This is a genomic window from Parafrankia sp. BMG5.11 (genome assembly GCF_004337455.1).
Genome location: NZ_SJXI01000059.1, coordinates 330,760 through 352,125 on the forward strand (window position 1 = coordinate 330,760; position 21,366 = coordinate 352,125).

A 21,366-nucleotide genomic window follows, 5' to 3' on the forward strand; every position below is an offset into this window, starting at 1 on the left:
TCGCAGGCTCGCTCGATCGCCGGCTCGGCTCGGGGTCGGTCGGGCCTGGTCGGCCGGTGGCTCAGTCGACCGGCGAGCCGGCGGGGACGGCGCAGGCCGCCAGCACCTCGCGTGCCGTGCCGAGCGCCGCCGCGCGGTCGGCGGGGACGAGCCCGACGCGGGTCCGCCGGTCGAGCAGGTCGTCGGCGTCGAGTGCTCCCTCGTGGCGCACGGCGAACACCAGCTCGGCGCGGGTGACCGCGACTCCCTCGGCGATCGGCGCGAGCAGCTCCGGGTCGCGTTCGGCCAGGGCCAGCACCGCCGGGGCCTGGGTTCCGTAGCGCGCCACCAGCCGGCGCGGCGCCGGCACCGCGGCGAGCACGCGGCGCGAGGCCGCCCCGACGAGGGGGAGCCGGTCGGTCCGACAGGGCCCCGCGTCCAGGTCGGCCTGGGCGACGGCGGCGTCCACCGCGTCCGCCGCCATTCGGCGGTAGGTCGTCAGCTTGCCGCCCACCACGGTGATCACGCCGTCGGACCCGACGTGCACGGCGTGCCGCCGGGACAGGTCCGCCGTGCGCCCGTTCGGGCCGTCCAGCAGCGGGCGCAGCCCGGCGAACGCCCCCAGCAGGTCCGCGCGGTCGACCGGGGTGGCCAGCACGCTCGACACGACGTTCAGCAGCTGCGTGATCTCCTGGTGATCCGGCGTCGGCACGTCCGCGACCTCGTCCGTCGGGATGTCGGTCAGTCCCACGTACACTCGCCCGTCGCCCTGCGGCAGCACGAGGGCGTACCGGTTCCGCTCGCCGGGAATCGGCACCGACAGCGCCGTCGGCGTGCCGCCGAACGCCGCCGCGGGCAGCACCAGGTGGGTGCCGCGGCTGGGGCGGAGCCTGACCTCCGGGGCGAGCGCGGGCGTCCAGACCCCGGTCGCGTTCACCACGGTGCGGGCCCGCAGTGTGCACCGGGTGCCCGTCAGGGTGTCGACCACCTCGACGCCGACCGGCTCCGGCGGCAGGCCGCCGTGCCGTGCCGCGCCGCGCCGCGCGTACCCCGGGCTCTCCACCGACAGCACGCGGACCCGGGTCAGCACCCGGGCGCCGAACGCCGCCGCCGTCCGGGCGATCGTCACGACCAGGCGGGCGTCGTCGACGAGCTGGCCGTCCCAGTGGAGCAGGCCGCCGCGCAGCCCGGCCTCGCGCAGCCCGGGGACCATCCCGAGCGTCTCGACCGCCGAGAGCCGCCGCGGCGGCGGCAGCACCGTGCCGGGGGTCCGGGCGCCCCGCCGCAGCAGGTCCGCCAGGCCCATCCCGGCCCGGGCCAGCATCGCCGAGCCGGCGGGGACGTTCTCGGTGAGCGGCAGCACGATCGGCAGCGGGTGCACCAGATGCGGGGCGGTACGGCGCATCAGGATCTCGCGTTCGAGCGCGCTCTCCCGGGCCAGCCCGAGGTCACCGGAGGCGAGGTAGCGCAACCCGCCGTGGACGAGCTTCGAGCTCCACCGGCTGGTGCCGAAGGCCAGGTCGTGCGCCTCGACCAGCGCGACGGACAGCCCGCGCGAGGCCGCGTCGAGCGCCACCCCGGCGCCGGTGACGCCGCCGCCGACGACGAGGAGATCGACGGCCTCGCCGCCCGCGAGCTCGCCGAGCTCGCGGGCACGGCGGTCGGCGGTGAGCGACGAGCGGTCGAACGGTGTGCTCATGACGGCGCTCCCGGGTGCTCGATCGGCCGGATCTCGTCAACTGCGTCAGCAGCCTCGACGGCCTCAACGACGTCAACGGCCCTGACAGCGTCAGTTGCGTCAGTGGCGTCGAAGGCGGCCTCGGCTGTCTCGCCGGCGCGCGGGGCCAGGTAGCCGTCCAGTGTCAGGTAGAGCTCACGCGCCAGTGCCTCCTCGGTGATCTCGTCGCCCAGCGTGTCCGCGGAGAGAACGTACGACTGCACGACGAGCAGCACCATCCGTGCCTGGGTCGCCGGGTCACCCGCCCGGACGGCGCCGCCCGCCTGCGCCTCGCGCAGCTGCTCGCACAGCAGCTCCAGGACGAGCCGCTGGGTCGCGCCGAGACGCTCCAGGACGTAGGGGACCAGCAGCTCCGGGTCCGTCTCAAGGATCTTGCGGAACAGCGGGTTCGCGCGGAAGGTCTGCGCCGCGGTGACCAGGTAGCGCACCAGGCCGGCCCGCGTGCCGGCGGCCAGGGACGGCTCGGCCGCCCGCGCCGCGGCCGTGACGATCCGGCCCCACTCGCGCGTCATCACGTCGCCGACAAGGGAGCGCAGGTCGGGCCAGCGCCGGTACAGCGTCATCCGGCTGACGCCGGCGCGCCGGGCCACGTCGGTGGCGGTCGTCCGACGCACGCCGACGCTGAGCAGCGACGCGGCGGCGGCATCCAGGACGGCCGCGTCGGCGCTCTCGCCGCGCCGGCCCGCACCGGGAGCGGTTCCCGGAGCGGGCCCGGAGCGGTCAAGGGGTAAGGCGCCGGCCCGCGCGGAGCCGCGGCCGGGCGCCGGCAGGGTGTGGGGTGATGTCGGCCCGGTCACCGGCTGTCTCCCTCCCGCGGCTCTCGCCGCTCCCACCCGTCGGGGCGCTCCGCCAGCTCAGCCCTGACTGTGCCCGGGACGGGATCGTGTGACACTGTTACTCGAGTTGTCACAGCGTATCGACGATACCGCCTCGACCCCGGCGGAACGGATGCGAACGGATGAGGTGACGGCGATGACCACTGAGGCGACGACCCCGCCCCCCGGCGCTTCCCCCAGGCCGGGCGCGGGGAGTCCTGGGGACCAGAGCGTCCGTCCGGCACCGGGCCCGGGGGACACCACCCCGACCGCGCCCGCCGATCCGGTCTGGTGGGGGTGGGGCGCCGCGGCCGCGCACCACCCGCTGCCGGGCGCCGTCCGCGACCTGCTCGGCCAGCTGGGCATTCCGTCCCGCCCCAGCGCGCCGGTCGCGCTCGCCGACATCACGCTCCCGCCGGTCCGCCTGCCGGGTGAGGTGCTGGACGAGCTGCGGGCCGTGGTCGGCGCCGGCCATGTCCGGGATGACCGCGAGGCGCGGATCCGCCACTGCCGGGGCCGCTCCACCGTCGACCTGCTGCGGCTGCGGTCCGGGGACGCCTCCGACGCGCCCGACGCCGTCGTCGCGCCGTTCGATCACGACCAGGTCCTCGCGGTGCTGCGGATCTGTTCCCGCCACCGCGTGATCGTCGTCCCGTTCGGTGGCGGCACCTCGGTCGTCGGCGGCCTCACCCCCCGGCTCCCGCCGGGTCAGGCACCCGACGGCGCACCCCGGTGGCACGGCGCCGTCGCGCTCGACCTGCACCGGCTCGACGGCCTCCTGCGCGTCGACCAGCTCTCCGGGACGGCGGTGCTGGGCGCCGGCCTGCGCGGGCCCGCCGCGGAGGCGCTGCTCGCCGAGCACGGCCTGACCCTCGGGCACGTCCCGCAGTCGTGGGAGTACGCCACGATCGGCGGGTTCGCGGCGACCCGGTCGAGCGGCCAGGCATCGGCCGGCTACGGGCGGTTCGACCAGCTCGTCACCGGGCTGCGGCTGGCGACCCCGGTGGGGACGTGGCAGCCGGGGCGGGGGCCGGCGTCGGCGGCCGGTCCCGACCTGCGCCAGCTCGCGCTGGGCTCCGAGGGCGCGTTCGGGGTGATCACCGAGGTCACCGCGCGGGTGCGCCCGGCCCCGGCGCGGCGGCGGTACGAGGGCTGGCGGGTCACGGACCTGGCCACCGGCCTGGACCTGCTGCGCGAGCTGGCCCAGCGGGACCTGCTGCCCACCGTCCTGCGCCTCTCCGACGAACTGGAGACGGCCGCCGGCCTGGCCAACGCCGTCAGTGCGGGCACCGATGTCACCGCCGGTGCCGATGCCGCCAACGCGGCCGACGGCCCCGCGGGCGCCGATGCCGCCGCCGATGTCACCGCCTCGGGCGGGTGCTACCTGGTCACCGGGTACGAGGGGAGCGAGGACGAGGTGACCGGACGCGCCGCGGAGGTCCGCGCGGCCCTGAGGGACGCCGGCGCCCGCCCGCTCGGCGAGGACGTGGGACGGGACTGGGCCGCCGGCCGCTTCCACGCCCCATACCTGCGCGACGCGCTCCTGGACGAGGGCATCTTCGCCGAGACCCTGGAGACGGCCGGGTACTGGTCGACGATCCCGACGCTGTACGCGGCGGTCCGCGCGGCGGTGACCGGCGCGATCGAGTCCGACGGGTCGCCGGCCGTCGTTCTCTGCCACGTCTCGCACGTCTACCCGGCGGGGGCGTCGCTCTACTTCACGGTCGTCTGCGCCGAGGGCCCGGACCCGATCTCCCGCTGGGACCGGGCGAAGCGCGCCGCCGGAGACACGATCATGGCGAACGGTGGCACGATCACCCATCACCACGCGGTCGGCACGGACCACCGTCCCTGGATGCCCGCGGAGGTCGGCGAGGTGGGCGTCGCCGTCCTGCGCGCGGTGAAGGCCGTGCTGGACCCGGCGGGCATCCTCAACCCGGGTGTCCTCGTGCCGCCGCCGTCCGAGTAGCGCCGCCGTCCGGATACCGCCCACGGCCCACCGGGGTCGTCGATACCGGATCTCGCCGGGTAACGGGGCTCCGTGTGACGTTGCGGACACATTGGGTATCGATCCAGGATGCAGACACTCGCCGCCGTCATCGTCGCCCTGGTGCTGATCTCGCTTCCCATCCTGGCCGTCGCGGCCGTGCTCGCGGTCGTTTACCGCCGGGCGGCGCCCATCCGAGCCGCGAACGCGATCCCCGCCGCCCGCCCGGCCGGCGGGGACGTGGTTGCCAACCGTGCGGCATCCGGCGTCGGCCGGGCAGCCACCGGCGCCCGGCCGGTCGAGCGCCGTGGCGGCCGCCCGAAGCGGCCCCGCCGTCCACTGCTGTCGCGCCGCCGCCGCCGCACCAGCACCGCCAACCGCGCCGGGACCGGCAGCCGCACCGGCACTGCCAACCGCACCGACCGCGCCGGCAGTCGGACGTCGTCCAGCTCGCGTTGAGGGCAGTTCTGGCCGGCCCGGGCCGTCGGGGGTGATGATTCGGGCGCGACCTGGCCGAACCGGTCGCATCGCGACACGGGGGAGGACATCGCGCGTCAGGATGGGCACATGAACAACGGCACGGCCACCGGCCGGGAGCCGGCGCCGCCGACCCGCGGGCTGATCGTGGTGGGGCCGGGTGCCGCCTTCGGCGGCCCGCTGCTGCGCCGGTTCGCAGAGGAGGGGTTCGCGCTCGGCGTGCTCTCGCGCTCCTCCGACACGGTGGCCCGGATTACCGCCGAGCTCGCCGCGGACGGCCACGACGTCACGGGCGCGGTCGCCGATGTCACCGACCAGGCGGCCTTCGGGACGGCGACGCAGCGGCTCGCCGCCGCGATCGGTGGGCTGACCGTGCTGGTCTACAACGCCAAGCTGAGCATCCGCGGCACCGCGTTCTCGGTGCGGGCGGACTCCATGAACCAGACTCTCGCGGTGAACGTGACCGGGGCGCTGACCGCTGTCCAGGCGGCGGTGCCCCTGCTGGTGGACCGGCCGGGCGCCACCGTCCTGCTGACGGTCGCGGGCACCCGCAGCGAGCCGGCGGCGGGGCGTTTCGCGCTCGCGGTGGGCAAGGCCGGCCTGGCGGCGATGGGCGGGGCGATGGCTCCCGGGCTCGCCGCCCAGGGCGTTCGCCTGCGCACGGTGGTGCTCGACGGCCGGGTCGGGCTGTCCGGGCCGTTGCTGCCGGAAGCCGTCGCCGATCACTTCTGGCACGCGTTCGCGGCTCCGGGCGGGACGGCGTTCCGCCTCGCCGCCCCACCGCGCCGGCGCCGCGGCGCCGCCCAGCTCCCGCTGGAGGTCTGACCTGACGATGCCGCCGGCGGCCCGCAGGCCCCGCCCGGCCCCGCCCGGCTCGGCCGGACATCGCCGGTTCTGGCGGCACCGTCCGGCTCGGGTGGACAACGCACGGAAAACGGATCGAACGGGGCGCTTCGCCGCGAGTCATGGAACAGCGCGTCACCGACGAATGTCCGGGTCGGTAATCCGACACGTACACAACACAGGTGATCGGACCCGACACCGCTGTCCAGCCGCCCCACGTGCGACCATCTTTTGATGGGCCGACGGTTCGGACGGCGGCCCGGCCGGTCGAAGGCTCGTGGTCGAGTGCTTCGGCCGTCACCGTGCCGCCGACCGTCACCTCGTTTCCGCCGCCCGATCGGGCCCGTGCCGGCCAGGCACGGGGCCCCGGGGCTGTGGGGCGATGCGTGCGGGGCCGTGCCGCCGGCCGGGCCACGCCGATCGTTGATCGGGGCGGTGGACGACTCGACATGACCGACTGTGACACGGCGGCGCCACGCCGGAGGCCCCGACGTGGCGCGGAGCGGGAGATGTTCCGGTGAACCACGGGCGCGGCGGGGACGGGCAGGAGCCCGCGGACGCCACCAATGTCATGCCCCCCGGGGGATCCGGCGGGGGCGAGGGCGGCACCAGGCCGACCCAGGACGTGCGGCGCCGCTCCCGGCCAGGAGCCCCGGCGGCCCCGCCGCCACCCGCGGACGCGTTCCGCCCGGCCGGTCCTCCACCACCCGCGGACGCGTTCCGCCCCGGCCGTCCGGTGCGCCCTGCCGACGAGCAGCCGGAGCACGATCACGTGCCCCCGATGACGGAGCCCACGCTCGGCGGGGCCATCGACGCGGTCCGGCGCGGTGCCGGGGCCCCTGGCGCGGCGGCGCCCGTCGGGCCGGGTGACCTGTGGACGGGGCCGGCCTCCGGTCAGTCCCCGCGGCCCGGTGCGACCGGCCCCCAGTACGGCCAGCCTGGTCAGGCCGCGGGCACCTACACCGACAGCGGCGGCCATGTCCGCCCGGTGCCCGGGAACGGTAACTACGGGGAGGCCTACCCGGCCGCGTCCGACAGCGGGGGTCTGCCGGGCGGCCCCGGTGGTCCGCCGGGTGGCTCGGGCCCGGAGCCGGGCCCGGCGCCCGCTCGGCGGCGGCGCCGCGGGCGCATCCTCGCGATCGTTGTTGTGGTCCTCCTTGTGCTCTTCGTGGTGGGCGACCGGGTGGCGGTCGCGATCGCCAAGGACCAGATGGTCAAGCAGATCGAGGTCAGCGTCGCGGAGAGCCTGGAGCCCGGCGCGACTCCGCCGACGGTGAAGAACGTCACCATCGGCGGCTTCCCGTTCCTCACCCAGGTGCTGTTCGGAAAGTTCAAGGACATCGGCGTCACGATCGAGGGAATACCAACCCCCGGCCCGCGTATCTCGCAGGTCCACGCGAATCTCAAAGGCCTTCACGTACCGCTCGGCGACGCACTCTCCGACAACGTCGGCGAGGTGCCGGTGGACGACGTCCGGGCGACGGTTCGGATCAGCTATGACGACCTGAACACCTACCTCGCGAAGCAGGATCCGCCGGTTCAGGTCAACCCGGTGGACGGCGGTGACCGGGTCGAGATCTCCAGCCGGATCGACACCGGGTTTCTCGGATCGCAGGAGATCGGTGGCGTGACCACCTTCGAGGTTCAGGACAACGCGCTCACCCTCGTGCCGTCGGAGCTGTCGCTGAAGGGCGCGATCAACGCCAACATCCCGCTCCCCGCGGGTCTTCGGCTCGACTCGATCCCCATCCCGATCGCCGGACTGCCGTTCGACCTCAACATCGTCGCGGCGTCGACGGACGCCTCGGGCCTCTCACTCACCGCGACGGCCAAGGACGTCATCCTGCCGGCCGCCCCTCAGTCGGCTGGCGGGCAGTGACCCGCAAGATCGTGATAATTCGGGCGTATCGCCGCGTCGAGGGCTGGCCAGAGGCCCCGGCGCGGGGTCGTGGCCGCCGAGCCGCCCGGCGGCGCCGGGCGGTGGTGGGCCGCGGAGCTCCCGCGGCGGGGGGCGGCCACAGTGCCCCCCGCGGTGGCGTCCACGGGCACCATGGAGATCGCGGCGGAGGGGTGTCCGCGCGGGCCGCGGGCGCGTACGGTAGCGGGTCAGATCGGCGACAGAAGCTGCTCCCGGGTCTTCCGGACGGGCATTGTCGGTGGTGCACCGATCCCGTCCTCGTCGCCGGTGCTCGTGCCGGACTTGCCACACTCGGTCACAGCTCCGCTGCTGGCGAGATATGAAAGGCACCGGGAAGTGAACGAACGACGCGAGGAGGGTTAGAGGTGTCGGCTCCAGAAACGGCTGAAGCGGCCCGTTCGACGGCGCTCGCGTCACCCGGGCTGGATCAAGGTCGACACCCGACGCTACGATCTGCGGCATCCCGCAAGATCGGTCAAGGTAGTGAGGATCCACCGGTGGTGGCACCGTTGCCCGTCCCGTCCGGAGACCGATCCGGACGATGTGCAGAAGAGGATTTCGGCGGGGCATCCCGGCCTGCGTCCCGTCGTGAAGGGGGAGAGTCGTGCAGACGACGTATCTGAGAGTCGTCACCGAGGCCGGTGCCGCCACTGTGCCGGCAGGTGAGCAGTTCATCATCGGACGTGCTCGGACCGCGGACTACGTCATCGCCGACAGTCGCGTCTCCCGACGGCACCTGCTGGTCGAGCAGACCGGATCGGGCTGGTCCGTCCGCGACATCAGCTCCAACGGCACCTGGGTCGACGGCCAGCGGATGCCCGAGTCGGTGAGCGTACAGGGCGAGGTCCGGTTCCGGCTCGGCACTCCCAGCGGGCCCGAGGTCGTGGTCATGCCCGAGTTCCCCGCCGCGCGCGGCGGGTTCGACGACGAGCCCGAGTACGACCCGGCCGGCTACGACATGCAGACGATGCTGCCCGGCTCCAGCGGCTACCAGCCCCCGCGGCCCACCGCCCCGACCCGGGGCCAGGGCGGCGGGCGCGGCTCGTCGTCGCCGACCGGGCCGGCCGCCGGCGGCGGCCGTGGCGGCAGCGGCTACGACCCGGCACGGACGCCGTCCGGCTCGACGAGCCTGGATCAGGAGCACGAGCGCCGGACGACCTACCGGCTCCGGCAGGGCACGATGTCGCTGGGCCGGGCCCGCGACAACGACATCGTCATCACCGACCTGTTGGCCTCCCGCCGGCACGCCGAGCTCTACATCAACCGCAACGGGCTGCAGATCGCCGACCTCGACTCGGCCAACGGCGTCTTCGTCAACGGGCGCCGCATCAGCCGGGCGAACGTGAGCCAGGGCGACGTGATCGCCATCGGCCACCACGTCTTCCAGCTCGAGGGCGAGCTTCTCGTCGAGTACCTCGACTCCGGCGACGTCAGCTTCGAGGCCGATGCCCTGAACGTCTGGGCCGGCGAGAAGCAGCTCATGCACGACATGACCTTCAAGCTTCCCGGGCGTGCGCTGCTCGGCGTGGTCGGCCCGTCCGGTGCCGGCAAGTCGACCCTGCTCAACGCGCTGACCGGGTTCCGCCCGGCGGACAAGGGCAACGTCCGCTACGCCGGGCGGGACATGTACTCCGAGTACGACGAACTGCGCCGCCGGATCGGCTACGTGCCGCAGGAGGACCTGCTGCACACGTCGCTGACCGTCCGCAGGGCGCTCGAGTTCGGCGCCGAGCTGCGGTTCCCGCCGGACACGACGAAGGCCGAGCGTCGGCAGCGGGTCGACGAGGTCCTCGCCGAGCTGGGCCTGACCGCCCACGCGAACACCCAGGTGTCGCGGCTGTCCGGTGGTCAGCGTAAGCGGACCTCGGTCGCCCTGGAGCTGCTGACCAGGCCGACCCTGCTCTACTTGGACGAGCCGACGTCCGGTCTCGACCCGGGCATGGACAAGAACGTCATGGAGTCGCTGCGCAAGCTGGCGGACGACGGCCGTACGGTCGTCGTCGTCACGCACAGCGTCGCCCAGCTCGACCTCTGTGACTACGTGCTGGTCCTCGCGCCCGGTGGCTACGTGGCCTACTTCGGCCCGCCCGGCGACGCCCTGCCCTTCTTCGGCGCGAAGGACTACCCGGACGTCTTCCTCACCCTCGAGGCGACTCCGGGTGCCGAGTCGGCGGCCCGGTTCCGGCAGTCGCGGTACTACGTCCCGGCGTCGATCACCGCGCCGTCGGCGCGGCCGGCGCCCGAGGACCTGCCGTCCATCCGGCAGCAGTCGGTCATCTCTCAGCTCGTCACGCTGAGTCGACGGACGATGGCCGTCGTCGCCTCCGACAAGTCCTACCTACGCCTGATCATCGCTTTCCCGTTCCTTCTCGGGGCGATCCCACGAGCAATCCCCGGGGATCTGGTGGTGCAAGCGGACGGGCCCAACAGAGACGCCCCGACGGTCCTACTGGTCGTAACACTGTGTGCCTGTTTCATGGGCATGTCGAACTCGGTACGAGAAATCGTCAAGGAGAGACCGATCTATCGCCGAGAACGGGCGATCGGCCTATCCCGGACGGCTTATATCGGCTCGAAGGTCCTGGTTCTGACCCTGGTCACGACCCTGCAGGCCCTGGTGTTCACGACGATCGCCCTGGCCGGCCGCAAGATGGGTGAAGGGCTGTTCGGCTTCCCCTTCCTCGAGGCCGCGGTCGCCGTGATCGCGCTGTCGCTCGCCTCGGCCATGCTCGGCCTGGTCATCTCCGCGCTGGTCGACAACGCGGACAAGACCATGCCGCTGCTGGTGCTCATCACCATGGCCCAGCTGGTCTTCTCCGGCGGCCTGGTTCCCGCGGAGGGGACGGACGGCCTCGAGCAGGCCAGCTGGATCGCACCGGCCCGGTGGGGCTTCGCCGCCCTCGCCTCGGTGATCGACCTGAACAAGATCTCCGGCTTCGGCACTCCGATCAACCCGGACTTCCCGGCCGACCCGCTGTACGACTTCACGAGCACCCAGTTCCTGATCGACCTCGGTGGTGCCCTCGCGGTGGGCACCATCTGCGTGATCGTCACCTCGCTGCTGGTGCGGCGGATGGACCCGAAGACGGCGAAGCGCCGCCCGGCCGCTCCCGTCCGCTAGGCGCCACCGCCACCCCACCGCCAGCGCGGTCGCGGTCGCGCACACACGGCACGCTCGAAGGGGCGGTGCCCACCCTCGACCAGGGTGGGCACCGCCCCTTCGGTGTTCCGGCCGGCCGGCCGGTGGACAAGCTCGTACGGGATCTGGTCGTCCACACCGGCGGCCGGGGCCGGCCGGCGTGCCGCGTGGCGGCGCAGACTCGGGCGCATGCCGGACGTTCACGACCGAGTCGTCGCCCTGGCCCGGAGGCAGGACGACATGATCACCCGTAGCCAGGCCCGCGGGCTCGGCCTGTCCGACGGGGCGATCGCCGCCCGCCGGCGGGCCCACGGCTGGCACACCCCGATCCGTGGCACCCTCGTCATCCCTCCGGTGCGTGACCGGGTGCGTGCCCATGCTCGGGCCGCGCTCGCGGCCGCCGGCGGGACGGTCTGCCTACTGACCGCGGCCCGGCTGCACGGGCTCCCCGGTCTGCCACCCCAGGGCACGACCGAGCCCGTCGACGTCGCCTTCCCGGGCGGGGCCGCGTTCCGCGGCCGGCGTGGCTGCCGGCGTCACTGCATGGAGCTGACGCCAGGCGAGACGACGGACCTCGCCGGCATCGAGGCGACAACCGCCCACCGCACGCTGCAGGACATCATCCTCCGCCTCGACCGCGCGATCTCCGTACCGATGCTGGACGCTCTCCTGCACCTCGGCTGGCCGAACGGTCGCGGTACATCCGGGGCGGCTCTCGGCGCGGTGCGTCCCTCGCCCGACTACGTGGACCTGAAGGAGGCGGTGCTGCGTCGCAACGATGCAGGTGAGGGGCCACCCGGCATCACCCGGTTATGGGACCTGGTGGACGGGCGCGCGGGCACCCCGCTGGAGTCGCGGGTGCGCCTGGCCCTGGCCGAGGCGGGCCTCGAACCGGAGGCGGTCCGGTGGGCGCCGCCCGGTCCGGCCACCGGCCGGGCCGGTGAGCGGGTGCATCTCGCCTGGCCGTCGGCCGGGCTGGCGGTGCAGACCTACGAGCTCGCGGCCCCGCCGGCCCGGGAGCGGCAGACCGCCCACCGGAGCCGGCTACAGGCGCAACTGGCCGACCTCGGCATGAGCACCCTGTGGCTCACCTGGAGCGACCTGCACGATCCGAACCATCTGGCTTCGCGAATCCGGCGCCGCCTCGCCAGCTCCGGCCGGTGAGGTGTTCCTGACCAGGCCAGCCCGGGCAGGTGGCACTGTTCGCTCAGGGCTCCCCGCCGGAAAGCGTCCAGCAGGTCAGCGCCACGGTCGTCATGAGCACTGAACCAGGAAGAACCGTGGCCATGCCGCCCTGGCCGAACCCGAACACTCCGCCCAGCAGAACCCTGCCATGTCGCGTCTCACTCTCAGATCGGCCGCGACGGCCAACACGACCGTCTCCATGTCTCATTTCGTTGGTGGCGTCAGGTCGGCGGATATCAGGTCGGTGAGCGCGGCGTCCTTCTCGGAGAATCGAAAAACGATTCACCGCAGCACTGCCAACGGCAGAGACGTCGGCAGCTCATGGAAGGAACCGGGCAGGGGACGAACCGGGCAGGGGACGGAGTGGGCTACGACCGGTCTTCGGGCTCGGACACGGCAACGCGCTCAAGGATGACCAGAGGTCTCCAGGGAAGGTCGACTAACACGGCGGGGCGCAACACAGCTCGCTTCGCCGAGCAGACTTCCCGGCACACCGGGGTAAACGGTGTCGGTCCGCCATCGGGACCGCAAGTACCGCTGTCGAGGGGCTGAAACCAGAACCATCCCGAACAGCGTGATCGCGCGTCAGGCGATCACGCTGTTCGGGATGGAGGCGGTCCTCCCCGCGGGGAGGGGTGAGGTTTGGTCAGCCGCTCGCCCAGCGGATGTGGAAGCCTGCGGTGCTGGTGAGGAGACGGTCCGCCGCGGTCGTGTCCGCCGGGTCCGTGAGGTAGATCCGGCGGAGCGGCGTGCCCCGCTCGCCGGTGAAACTCAGGAGCTTTCCGTCGGGTGAGTAGGCCGGATCCTGGTCCCGCCCCGGCTCGGCGGTGACACGCTCCACTTGGGAGCCGTCGGTGTTCATCTGGTAGATCTCGAGGTCACCGTCGACCTCGCGGCTGAAGGCGATCCGCTTGCCGTCCGGGGAGAAGGTCGGGTCGGCGTCCCGGTTGCCCTGGCCGTTGGTGATCGGCGTCGGCTGGGAGTCGGGCCTCGCCGGGATCGTCACGATGAAGCCGCGGTCGCTCTCCGTCTCGGACGACCAGTAGGCGATGAGCTCACCGCTCGGTGACCAGGCCGGGTCGGTCGCCTGGGGCTTGGCGCCGAGGCGGAACAACCCGGCGCCGTCGAGCGAGACCACATACAGACCCGGGTTCGGGAATCCGGACTCATCGGTCGTCGACCGCACGACGAGGAACTTGCCGTCCGGAGACAGCGATGGCCGGGCGTCGTCGGCGATCGTCAGCTTCGCCGCGGGGCCGCTGGTGAACAGCTTCACCGGGGACCCCGATCCGTCCGCCGCCACCGCGTAGAGGGCGTTGGGCGAGCCCTTGCGGAAGAAGACGACCGTCCGGCGATCCTTGCTGATCGAGGGCAGCATGTCGTTCTCGGCCGCGGTGGTGATCGGCTTGATGTCCGTGAGCTCCCCCTGCGCGGGGGGAACGCGGCCTGTGAACAGGTCGTAGTTGCCGTTCTGGTCGCTGGCGAAGACCATCGTGTCGAGGTCGAGCGGGGTTGCCGCCTGCGGAATCCCGGACGCGGCCCCGCCGCTGGCGGGGGCTGACCCGCTGGACGCGGTGGAGCTGTCGTCGCTGTCGTCGCCGCCGCTGGTCGCGATCAGGGTCGCGGCGACGACCACCGCCGCGACCGCCGCCGCGGCGCCGACGATTACGGGCGTGCGGCGCTTCTTAGCTGACGCGCCGCCCGTGCCGCCCGTACCCGGAGTGTCGCCGCCCTGCGCAGGGGGCGTCGGGCCGCCTGCCTGGGGGTGGAAGCCGCCCTGGGCGCCCGGTCGGCTGCCGACGCCGGTCGGCAGCCTGGTGGGGGCCTCGGTGCTGCTGTAGCCGGCGGGGCCCTGGGTCCCGGCCGCGGTGGCCATCGTCGGGCCGTCCTCCGCCGGGCCGCTGCCGGGCACGGGCAGGTTCCAGCCCTGCAGGACGTTGGTGACCTCACGCGGGTCGATCGTGGCGTCGGCGTCCTCGCCGGAGTCACCGAGCAGGCGGAGCATGAGCTGCTGCGCGGTCGGCCGGGTGGTCGGGTTCTTGCGCATCGCGTGCCAGACGATGGGGTGCAGCGCCGGGTCGACGCCGTCGAGCCGCGGCTCCTCGTGCAACGCCCGGTAGAGCAGCACCTGCGCGTTGCCGTCCCCGAACGGGTAGCGCCCGGTGGCGGCGTAGGTCACCACACCGCCCCACGCCCAGATGTCGACGGCCGGGGTGACGGTTCCGCCCTCGATCTGCTCGGGGGACATGAAGGCGGGGGTGCCGAGCTGCTGGAGGTCACCGGTGAGGTTCGTGGCGGCGTCCAGCGCGCGGGCGATGCCGAAGTCGATGACGCGGGGCCCGAACGGTGAGAGCACGACGTTCGACGGCTTGAGGTCGCGGTGCACGATGCCGGCCCGGTGGATCGCGGTCAGCGCCGCCGCCACCCCGACGGCGAGCTGCTCGAGATTGGCGTCGGCGAGCGGGCCGTTGCGGGCGACGAAACGCGAGAGGGTCTCGCCCTCGATGAACTCGGTGACCAGGTAGGGCTGGGGCGCGTCCGGGTCGGCGTCGAGGACCTCCGCGGTGCAGACCCGGGCGACCCGGCGAGCCGTCTCGGCCTCGAGTCGGAACCGGGCGCGGAACTCGGAGTCGTCGGCCACGTCGGCGCGGATCACCTTGATCGCGACATAGCGGCCCTGCTGCGACTTGCCCAGGTACACCGTGCCCATGCCGCCCTGGCCGAGCTTGCTCAGCAACTGGTACGAACCGAGTTCACGGGGATCGTCCGCGCCGAGCGGAACGGTCCTCGCCGTCACACCGGCATCCGATGACATCGAGCCCACCCTCACCTGCCGTGGCGGGTCGAGTGCCTCATGTGAGGATCGCCGCCGTGTACCGGAGTCTGTTCACTATCGGTAGATCACTACCACAGAATTGGGTCCGAGCGCCATTCCCGCGAATCGGAAGAGAATCCTGTGCAGTCGGCATCACTGTATGCGGGGGCGGTGGTGAAAGCGCACCCCGCCCGGCTGTCTTTGGGCGGACATGCCCGCCGGCGCGGGGTCGGTGTCGGTGCTCCGACAATGCTGTGCGATTGTTCCGGGTGGCGTGCCCGCGCGGCAGCCCACCGGGACGGCCACCGGCGGTGGGCGGGAACAGGTACCGGGCGGTGGGCGGGAACAGCCAGGTCCGGGCCGCCTAGACGGCCGGCGGAGCCACGTCGACAGCCCCGGACCCGGCGGGCCCCCGACCGTCGACGGTCTCCTGGCCGGAATGCCCGGCCCACCACCTCCCGTAAAGCGTGCCTCGGATGCCTGTGTGTGCGCTGCCGGGCCGCGTGACGCCTGTCGTCCGGCGCGCGGCCGGTGGACGGGAAAACGGCGTTCCGGTAGGTGGTGGGCCTTGAAACGAGAGACCGGCCGGACCCGGGCGAGAGGAGTGCGCTCGGGTCCGACCGGTTCGTGAACAGGCGTGCGAGAACTATGTCACGATATGTACGCCGTAGCGTGCCGCGACGTTGTTCCACAGCTCGGCGTACGAGGTGGTTCCGTTACCCGCGATGACGTGCCCGCGGATGTGCTTGTCGGTGCCGCTGGTGGAGCCGACGAAGAACGGCGAGCCGGAGTCGCCGCCCTGTGGGAGGACACCGCCGGTGAAGGCGGCCACGGGCGACTTGCAGCCGCTGCTGGTGCAGACGGTGGCCGTGACGCTCTGCGCGGTGTGCCCGCAGTTCTCACCCGTCGTGCGGCCGCTGTGGCAGTAGTTGGTGAAACCGACGACGGGATTGCCGGCGCCGGCGACGTGGTAACCGGTGCTGCTGTTGACGCCGCCGCCGTAGATGAACGATCCGTACGACTGGCCGCCGAGCAGCTCCATGTCCTTGCTGGGCAGACCGTTGCCGCTGACGACGCCGAAGGTGCGGTTGCCCAGCTCCGTGACCTCGGTCGCGCCGTTGGGCGCGCAGTGCCCGGCGGTCACCTGGTAGCGGGTGTTCGCCGAGTTGGCGACGGTGTAGCCCGAGGAACAGATGGCCCCACCGGACCTGATCCCGGCGCCACCCCAGAATGCGGGGACGTCGTCGCGCCGGCTGAACAGGTCGGTGACCTTCCCCTTGCGGACCACGACCTGGCTCGCGTCCTTGCCGAGCAGCGCGGCCACGTCCCGCGCGGGCGCGTCGGTCTCGACGATGACCTTGCCCAGGTCGGGATCGGCGTAGACGCCGAAGGTGTAGGAGGTGCCCTTGGCCTGGACGAAGGAGACGACCTTCGACCCGATCGTGCTTGAGGTCGCGGCCAGATCGGCCGCGACCTGGTCCGTCGCGAAGGTGGCATCCGCGGCCGGAGCGGCCACCGCGTTGTCGACCGCGATGGTCGCCTTGCTGTCGCCTGACGAGTTCGCGGCGTACACCGGAATCGTGCTCGCGATCACGGTGAATCCGGCCATCGCCAGGCCGGCTCCGCCCCAGCGGAGCCTCGATCTGGAATTTCTCACCTATGTACTCTCCGAAAACCTGCAGAACGATTGTCGGATGCGTTCAGGTTGTCTGCCCACCTGGTGCATCTCTCCGAATCACTGGAGATCGTCGGCACAGTACCGAGGTGGTTCGGAGCGTCGATGTTTCGACGCCTGTCTCCTTCTTGACAAGGCAAGCCGCACAAACAGTGCGTTGTGCGGTGATGTCCGCGGCTAGTAGTCCTCGACCTTTTCCCGCCGGATCTGGACGAGATCGGCGTCGGCGCCGACGAGTTGGTCCGTCACGTTCGCGGGGGCGTCGGTCTCCAGGATGACCCGTCCTATCCCGGAATCGATGTAGACCCCGAAGGAGTACGAGGTGTCATGGGTCTGGGCATAGGACGTGACCCGGCGTTCTATTTCCGCCGAGACACGGCGTAGGTCTTCCGGGTCCGGGCGTGGTGTGGCATCTGTGTCGGCCGCGGGAGGGGAATCGGCCCCACCGCCCGGGCCGCGCACCGGACCGGGCTGGCACGCGGCCCCGGTCGCCGCCAGAACCGCGAGCAGAAAGCTGAGGCCACCGCGGCGGAGAATCGGCCTGAACCGTCCCATGGAATGTCCTCCTGCAGGTCGCCGGGGTGATGTCGGCACGGTGATTGTCGCCGCCCGGCGGCCCGCTTCGGCGCAGCGGCGGGCGCGGAGGGACCCGCCGGCCACGGACCGTTTCACCCGCCGCAGCCGCGCTGATCTGTCGGGTACCTGATGATCTGGCCTGTTACATGCATGCCCGGGGTCTCTGTGCGGGTGCACCCACAGTTGTGCCATTCTCGGCTACGACGTACCTCGCGCCCGGATGGGGTGGGCACGGCCGCGGTCGCGAGCGCCGACGACGAAAGGGCTGGACGCGTGCCGCGTTTTAGTCGGGCCACGGTGACCAGTGCGGTGCTCGCCGTCCTGGCGCTGATCACCGCGGTGACGCTCGTCACGCTCGCCGCCGTCCGTGATGATCCCGCCGCGTACGCGGCCGGCGGGCCCGGTGACGGCGGGAACGGCGGTGCCGGGAGCGGCGATCCCATCGGCCCCCGCTGGGGTTTCCTGCGCTCCGACGTCGTGTCGCCCGCGGCTCCGCTGGAGCCCCCCGACTCCGCCGCGGCCGGGAGCTGGCAGGTCGTCGACGCCCTGGCCGAGGCCCGACCGGTGATCTCCCGTACGGCCGTGGGCCGGTACAGCGTGGTTTTCCCCGGCCTGGGCGTGTCGCGGCGGCGCGGAGTCGCCCTGGCGACCGCGATCGGCGGGCCCGCCGCGGCCGGCCGAACCGGCACCGGCCCGAACCCAGCCACGACCGGCGCCGCGGATGCCGACGCCGACGCGCCGTCCGGTGCCGTCACCGACGCGGCCGCGCCGGCCCACTGCCACATCGTCGACTGGGACGCGGTGGCGCCACCACCGGGCGAGCCCGGCGCGGTGACCGGCGCGCGATCGGCGTCCGGGCCGCCCGGGCGGCTGGACGAGCGCGTCAACCTGGCCTGCCGCCGTCCGTCCGGTGACTTCGTCGACTCCCGGTTCAGTCTTCTGTTCACCTACGCACCCGAGGGCCACCGTCCATCGGTCGGGGATCCTCCATATGCGTACGTGCACCTCGACCAGGGCGGCCGCGCTGACTCCCGGCCCCGCGACGCCTACAGCGTGTCCGGGCCCGGCATGGTCCAGGTCCACCGTCTCGGCACCGGCCGCTATGCCGTCGACCTGGTCGGGTCGGAGTTCGTCCGCCCCGGGAACAACCTCCAGGTCAACGCGGCTGGTACCTCCGCCGCCGGGTGCAACGTCCTCGGCCGGGAGGTCAAGGCCGACCGGCAGTCCGTCCTGGTCGGCTGCGCCGACGGCACGACGTTGGCGGACACCCCGTTCGTCCTGCTGTACACCGACCGGAACGCGCTGGTGCCGACCGGCGCGAGCGACTTCGCGCAGTTGTTCACCGGCATTGTCCGCGACGGCGGACCCCTCGAGCCGGCGCCGCTCGGGGACCCGGTCGACGCCTGGGCGCGCTACTCGGCGAACAGCGCAGGGTCGGTCAACACGGTGCGGCGCACAGGAGTCGGCGTCTACGAGGTGGTCCTTCCCGGCGTCGCCGGGACGCCCGATCACCTCAGCGTGACCGCCTACGGCGAGCCGACCTCGAGGTGCTCGGTGGACAACTGGACGTCGGGCTTCAAGCCGAACGACGTGACCGCCACCGTCCGGTGCGTCGACGGGTCGGGCCGCCCGGTCGACAGCCACGCGAGCGTGGCCTATGTCAGCGCGGCGAACCTCACCGGCGGCTGACGCGCCCCCGGCCGGACCACCAGACGCAGTCGATGCCCCCGACATCGCCCCCGTTACCGCGTCGGCGGTCCGGCCTACGCCAGATTGAAGACTGCTTCACGTCGGCAGACCCCGTATGTTGCCGGGATTCCGCGACTCAATCCGGTAAATCCGTGCGCCGTGCGGCTCCGACCGCCGCCATCCGCGGATCAGGAGAGGCGCATTCCGGAGATGGCCCGCGCGACCACGAGCCGCTGGATCTCCGAGGTCCCCTCGAAGATGGTGTAGATCTTGGCGTCGCGGTACATGCGCTCCACCGGGTGCTCGCGGCTGTAGCCGGCGCCGCCGAGGATCTGCACCGCCTTCTCGGTCGCCCACACCGCGACCTCGCCGGCCTTGAGCTTCGACATCGAGCCCTCCCCGGCCTCGAAGCGCCGCTCGTTGCGGCCCATCCACGCGGCGCGCCAGATGAGCAGGCGGGCCGCGTCGATCTCCATCCGCATGTCGGCCAGCGCGAACGCGACGGCCTGGTTGGTGATGATCGGACGTCCGAACTGCTCGCGGTGGCGGGCATAGTCCAGCGCGTACTCGTAGGCGGCCCGGGCGATGCCCACCGCCTGCGCGCCGACCGTGGGGCGGGTCATCTCGAAGGTCTGCAGGGCGCCCTGGCCGGCGGAGCGGGAGCCCTCGCGGGCGCGGGCGAGCCGCTCGTCCAGTTTCTCCTTGCCGCCGAGCAGGCACCGGCCGGGCACCCGGACGTCGTCGAGGAAGACGTCGGCGGTGTGCGAGGCCCGCAGGCCGAGTTTCTTGATCTTCCTGTTCCCGGTCAGCCCGGGGGTGCCGGGCGGGACGACGAACGCGGCCTGGCCGCGGCCGCGCAGCGTCGGGTCGACCGAGGCGACGACCACGTGGACGTTCGCGATGCCGCCGTTCGTGATCCACGCCTTCTGGCCGTTGATCACCCATTCGTCGGTCGCCTCGTCGTAGCGGGCACGGACCCGCATCGACGAGACGTCCGAGCCGGCCTCGGGCTCGGACACGCAGTACGCGGCCACCTTCGGGTCGGCGGCGTCACCGAAGCACTGGGGCACCCATTCGCCGAGCTGGTCGAACGTGCCGGCCGACGCGATCCCGGCGACCGCCAGCGACGTTCCCATGATCGACATTCCGATGCCCGCGTCGCCCCAGAACAGCTCCTCGGAGAGGAGCGGCAGGCCCAGGCCGGTCTCCTCGGCCCACAGCGTGGCCAGCGTGTCGAAGTTGTAGAGGCCGATCTTGGCGGCCTCCTGGATCACCGGCCAGGGAGTCTCCTCCCGCTCGTCCCACTCGGCCGCCGCCGGGCGGACGACGTCCGCGGCGAAGCCGTGCACCCACCGCCGCAGCTCAGTCTGCTCGTCGGTGAGGTCGAGGCTGAAGCCGCTCATGGGTTCCTCTCGTTGCCCCGGCCGTCCGGACCGGTACGTGTCGCGCCGATGGGTCCTACATTCTCCCTTGACGATCCGTCGGCCGCCGCGTCGGGCGGTGCCGGGCGGTCGAACAGGCGGTGACGAGAGCGAGGCGGGATCATGGCCGATCTGCCGAACATCAACAGCACGCTGGACGCCGAAGAGCACGACCACAACCACGACCAGGCTTACGAGCGCGACGACTACGACGAGTTCGGGCTGCTCCACGAGAACGCCGAGGAGCTGGGCATCCCCCGTCAGGGCCGGCCGGAGGTCACCCGCGGCCACGTGGAGGTCGAACCCGGGCGGCGGTTGAGCCACATCCGATGGGGGACGGCCGACCCGGAGATCGTGTTCCTGCACGGCGGCGGTCAGAACGCCCATACCTGGGACTCGGTCGCGCTGGCCCTCGGCCGGCCCGCGATCGCCTTCGACCTGCCCGGTCACGGCCGGTCGTTCCGGCGTCCGGACCGGAACTACGGCCCGTGGGCGAGCGGCGCGGCGGTGGCGACGGCGCTGGGTGAGCTGGCGCCGAACGCGGCGGTCATCGTCGGCATGTCCCTCGGGGGCGCCACCACCATCCACCTCGCCGCGACCCGGCCCGACCTGTGCCGGCGCGCGGTCATCGTGGACGTCACCCCCCAGTCGGCCGACCGGAGCCGGGCGATGAACACCGCGGAGCGCGGCGCGGTGGCACTGGTCGGCGGCCAGCCCACCTACGACTCGTTCGAGCAGATGGCCGACGCGGCGGTCCGGCTCAGCCCGAACCGGCCGGCCTCGGGCGTCCGCCGCGGTGTGCGGCACAACGCCTACCAGCGCGCCGACGGCCGGTGGGCGTGGCGCTACGACCTGGGCGGCCCCGGCGCGACGACCGAGGTGACCGGCATGGACAGCCTGTGGGAGGAGGTGGACACGATCACTGTCCCGCTACTGCTCGTGCGCGGGGCGCTGTCCCGGTTCGTCCATGATGACGACGTCGAGCAGTTCCACCGCCGTCTGCCGGCGCTGCGCTCCGTCGTGGTGGACGGCGCCGGCCACGCGGTGCAGAGCGATCGCCCGCACGAGCTCGTCCGCCTGATCCGGGAGTTCGCCTTCGCCTAGCACGC

At 72.8% G+C, this 21,366-nt stretch carries 14 protein-coding genes; 8 read left to right on the forward strand and 6 right to left on the reverse strand.

Features of this window, described 5'->3' with window-relative positions; all coding sequences use genetic code 11:
* Positions 1–61: 61 nt before the first annotated feature.
* Together E0504_RS34380 and E0504_RS34385 are read right to left on the reverse strand one after the other, a co-directional pair.
* Positions 62–1,678, reverse strand: coding sequence for a glycerol-3-phosphate dehydrogenase/oxidase (locus E0504_RS34380; RefSeq protein ID WP_112105984.1), 1,617 nt, complete (start codon positions 1,676–1,678; stop codon positions 62–64).
* Positions 1,675–2,514: a TetR/AcrR family transcriptional regulator gene (locus E0504_RS34385; protein ID WP_112105983.1), complete on the reverse strand. Its 840-nt coding sequence runs from the start codon at positions 2,512–2,514 to the stop codon at positions 1,675–1,677. Before E0504_RS34385 ends, E0504_RS34380 begins: the two co-directional genes overlap by 4 nt.
* Positions 2,515–2,689: 175 nt before the next feature.
* On the opposite strand from E0504_RS34385, the gene E0504_RS34390 reads away from it, so the two are divergent.
* From E0504_RS34390 to E0504_RS34415, 6 genes are all read left to right on the forward strand, one after another.
* The gene (locus E0504_RS34390) at positions 2,690–4,501 is read left to right on the forward strand and encodes an FAD-binding oxidoreductase (protein ID WP_235013898.1); all 1,812 of its coding nucleotides are present in this window, start codon (positions 2,690–2,692) and stop codon (positions 4,499–4,501) included.
* A 108-nt stretch (positions 4,502–4,609) separates the two neighbouring features.
* Positions 4,610–4,978: a hypothetical protein gene (locus tag E0504_RS34395; RefSeq protein ID WP_131626617.1), complete on the forward strand. Its 369-nt coding sequence runs from the start codon at positions 4,610–4,612 to the stop codon at positions 4,976–4,978.
* Positions 4,979–5,086: 108 nt separating this feature from the next.
* Positions 5,087–5,821, forward strand: a complete 735-nt coding sequence (locus E0504_RS34400; RefSeq protein WP_071066602.1) for an SDR family oxidoreductase — start codon at positions 5,087–5,089, stop codon at positions 5,819–5,821.
* Between the two features lie 535 nt (positions 5,822–6,356).
* Positions 6,357–7,718: a DUF2993 domain-containing protein gene (locus tag E0504_RS34405; RefSeq protein WP_165938692.1), complete on the forward strand. Its 1,362-nt coding sequence runs from the start codon at positions 6,357–6,359 to the stop codon at positions 7,716–7,718.
* Positions 7,719–8,361: 643 nt separating this feature from the next.
* A complete protein-coding gene (locus tag E0504_RS34410; RefSeq protein WP_112105981.1) occupies positions 8,362–10,878 on the forward strand; it encodes an FHA domain-containing protein in 2,517 nt (838 codons plus the stop codon).
* 258 nt (positions 10,879–11,136) lie between these two features.
* The gene (locus tag E0504_RS34415; RefSeq protein ID WP_235013897.1) at positions 11,137–12,060 is read left to right on the forward strand and encodes a hypothetical protein; all 924 of its coding nucleotides are present in this window, start codon (positions 11,137–11,139) and stop codon (positions 12,058–12,060) included.
* 667 nt (positions 12,061–12,727) lie between these two features.
* On the opposite strand, the gene E0504_RS34425 is transcribed toward E0504_RS34415, so the two are convergent.
* The 3 genes from E0504_RS34425 to E0504_RS34435 form a co-directional block, all read right to left on the reverse strand.
* Positions 12,728–14,896, reverse strand: a complete 2,169-nt coding sequence (locus E0504_RS34425) for a protein kinase (protein WP_112105995.1) — start codon at positions 14,894–14,896, stop codon at positions 12,728–12,730.
* Positions 14,897–15,542: 646 nt separating this feature from the next.
* Positions 15,543–16,505, reverse strand: a complete 963-nt coding sequence (locus E0504_RS34430) for a S1 family peptidase (protein ID WP_243657750.1) — start codon at positions 16,503–16,505, stop codon at positions 15,543–15,545.
* A gap of 243 nt (positions 16,506–16,748) precedes the next feature.
* Entirely contained in the window at positions 16,749–17,126 is a 378-nt protein-coding gene (locus E0504_RS34435) for a hypothetical protein (protein ID WP_112105977.1), read from the reverse strand.
* A 294-nt stretch (positions 17,127–17,420) separates the two neighbouring features.
* On the opposite strand from E0504_RS34435, the gene E0504_RS34440 reads away from it, so the two are divergent.
* Complete coding sequence (locus E0504_RS34440; protein WP_235013895.1) at positions 17,421–18,836, forward strand: hypothetical protein; 1,416 nt, start codon at positions 17,421–17,423, stop codon at positions 18,834–18,836.
* Positions 18,837–19,024: 188 nt separating this feature from the next.
* On the opposite strand, the gene E0504_RS34445 is transcribed toward E0504_RS34440, so the two are convergent.
* On the reverse strand, positions 19,025–20,239 hold the full coding sequence (locus tag E0504_RS34445; RefSeq protein ID WP_071066596.1) for an acyl-CoA dehydrogenase family protein: 1,215 nt from the start codon (positions 20,237–20,239) through the stop codon (positions 19,025–19,027).
* A gap of 141 nt (positions 20,240–20,380) precedes the next feature.
* Between E0504_RS34445 and E0504_RS34450 the strand changes: the two genes are divergently transcribed.
* A complete protein-coding gene (locus tag E0504_RS34450) occupies positions 20,381–21,361 on the forward strand; it encodes an alpha/beta fold hydrolase (protein ID WP_112105975.1) in 981 nt (326 codons plus the stop codon).
* The last annotated feature ends 5 nt before the right edge of the window (positions 21,362–21,366 follow it).

Coding starts and splice junctions, on each gene's coding strand:
- E0504_RS34430 (WP_243657750.1), bottom strand. CDS start 16,505: ATGGCCGGATTCACCGTGATCGCGAGCACGATTCCGGTGTACGCCGCG.
- E0504_RS34390 (WP_235013898.1), top strand. CDS start 2,690: ATGACCACTGAGGCGACGACCCCGCCCCCCGGCGCTTCCCCCAGGCCG.
- E0504_RS34395 (WP_131626617.1), top strand. CDS start 4,610: ATGCAGACACTCGCCGCCGTCATCGTCGCCCTGGTGCTGATCTCGCTT.
- E0504_RS34425 (WP_112105995.1), bottom strand. CDS start 14,896: ATGTCATCGGATGCCGGTGTGACGGCGAGGACCGTTCCGCTCGGCGCG.
- E0504_RS34435 (WP_112105977.1), bottom strand. CDS start 17,126: ATGGGACGGTTCAGGCCGATTCTCCGCCGCGGTGGCCTCAGCTTTCTG.
- E0504_RS34380 (WP_112105984.1), bottom strand. CDS start 1,678: ATGAGCACACCGTTCGACCGCTCGTCGCTCACCGCCGACCGCCGTGCC.
- E0504_RS34400 (WP_071066602.1), top strand. CDS start 5,087: ATGAACAACGGCACGGCCACCGGCCGGGAGCCGGCGCCGCCGACCCGC.
- E0504_RS34450 (WP_112105975.1), top strand. CDS start 20,381: ATGGCCGATCTGCCGAACATCAACAGCACGCTGGACGCCGAAGAGCAC.
- E0504_RS34445 (WP_071066596.1), bottom strand. CDS start 20,239: ATGAGCGGCTTCAGCCTCGACCTCACCGACGAGCAGACTGAGCTGCGG.
- E0504_RS34415 (WP_235013897.1), top strand. CDS start 11,137: ATGATCACCCGTAGCCAGGCCCGCGGGCTCGGCCTGTCCGACGGGGCG.